The sequence below is a fragment of the Moorena sp. SIO3B2 genome (genome assembly GCF_010692525.1).
GTDB lineage: Bacteria > Cyanobacteriota > Cyanobacteriia > Cyanobacteriales > Coleofasciculaceae > Moorena > Moorena producens.
The window spans coordinates 1-1,431 of sequence record NZ_JAAHHE010000863.1 but is presented as its reverse complement, the minus strand read 5'-3'; the positions used below and the strand labels follow the sequence as shown (position 1 = coordinate 1,431).

The 1,431-nt window shown below is 44.3% G+C and carries 2 protein-coding genes; both read right to left on the bottom strand.

Annotated elements, in window-relative coordinates; all coding sequences use genetic code 11:
- Window positions 1-152 (bottom strand): universal stress protein (locus F6K38_RS44735; protein WP_353737298.1); only part of this gene is annotated, 152 nt, incomplete at its 3' end.
- A gap of 47 nt (window positions 153-199) precedes the next feature.
- Window positions 200-1,431 (bottom strand): alanine/glycine:cation symporter family protein (locus F6K38_RS44730; RefSeq protein WP_287360738.1); only part of this gene is annotated, 1,232 nt, incomplete at its 5' end.

The following is a 1,431-nucleotide window of genomic DNA, read 5'->3' as shown; positions in this document are numbered from 1 at the left end:
CCCGGTTCACCAGGGTTGAGAGGAGGTAGGACATGGATAACGTATATATGAGATGCATCCTTGACAAAGTCTATTGTTTTTTCTAAAGCCTCAAAGGAGGTTTCAGAAAAATCAATTGGGACAAGTACACGGTCGGTGGCAAATAAGCTCATAGATTCAGCCCTATGGCTTGTTTTAAAATACTATAAATACTGATGCTCTAGGAAGATTGAGTTACCGGAACTATTTTTCCAGAATTCAAGCGTTCCATATAGTCTTTGAGTTCAGTGGCTACTTTGCCACAGAGAAAATAGATACCGAAAAGATTAGGTAAACCCATAGAAAAAAGCATACTATCACTGAAATTAATGACTGGTTCTGGGTTAGCCACAGCTCCAATAAAGATGGTGATCAAAAATAATACTTTGTAGACAATTAACGTTCTCGAACCAAACAAATAATCCCAACAGATTTCACCGTAGTAACTCCATGAAATCATGGTAGAGAAAGCAAAGAAGAACACAGAGATGGCTAGGAGGATGGGAAACCAACTAATTACACTACCAAAAGCAGCGGCGGTCATTTCGGCACCACCGAAGTTAGCAAACTCAGGATTTTTGTATACTCCAGTGATGACTAATACTAAGGAAGTCATATTGCAGATGACCACAGTAACAATAAAGGGTTCGAGTAGGGCTACAATCCCTTCCCGCACTGGTTCCTCAGTCCTGGCAGCGGCGTGGGCAATGGCAGATGAACCAATACCTGCCTCATTAGTAAAGGTTGAACGCCTTAATCCCTGTACTAACGCCCCAATCAAACCTCCCTCAACGGCTTGGGGAGAAAAGGCTTCTGTCACAATAGTTTCGATGGCAGATGGGATGGTGGAGAAATTGAGCATCAGAATCCAGAGGGATGCCAAAATGTAGATCCCACACATGACGGGTACGATGGTACCAGCCACTAAGCCAATACGTTGAATGCCACCAATAATCACCAATGTCACTAGACCAACCAGAATTAAGCCATAAACCCAGCCTCGATTGATCAGCCAGGGGACTACGCTGGCCATTACTTCAAAGGATTGGTTAGCTTGAAACATGCTCGAACCACCAAATGACCCAACAATGGCAAAGATGCAGAATAGCAGGCTCACAATTTTGCCCAGTTTTTGATATCCCATTTCGGCTAAACCAGCCGAGAGGTAATACATTGGACCACCAGCTATAGTTCCGTCTGGTCTGACCACTCGATATTTTTGAGCCAGGGTACATTCTACAAATTTACTACTCATGGCGAATAAGCCAGCAAGGGTCATCCAGAAAGCAGCTCCTGGTCCTCCGATACTGATGGCAAAGGCAACACCGCCAATGCTACCGAGTCCAACACCAGCGGATAGGGCAGTTGATAGAGCTTGAAAGGAAGAGATTTCACCGTTTTGGTTGGGTTGCT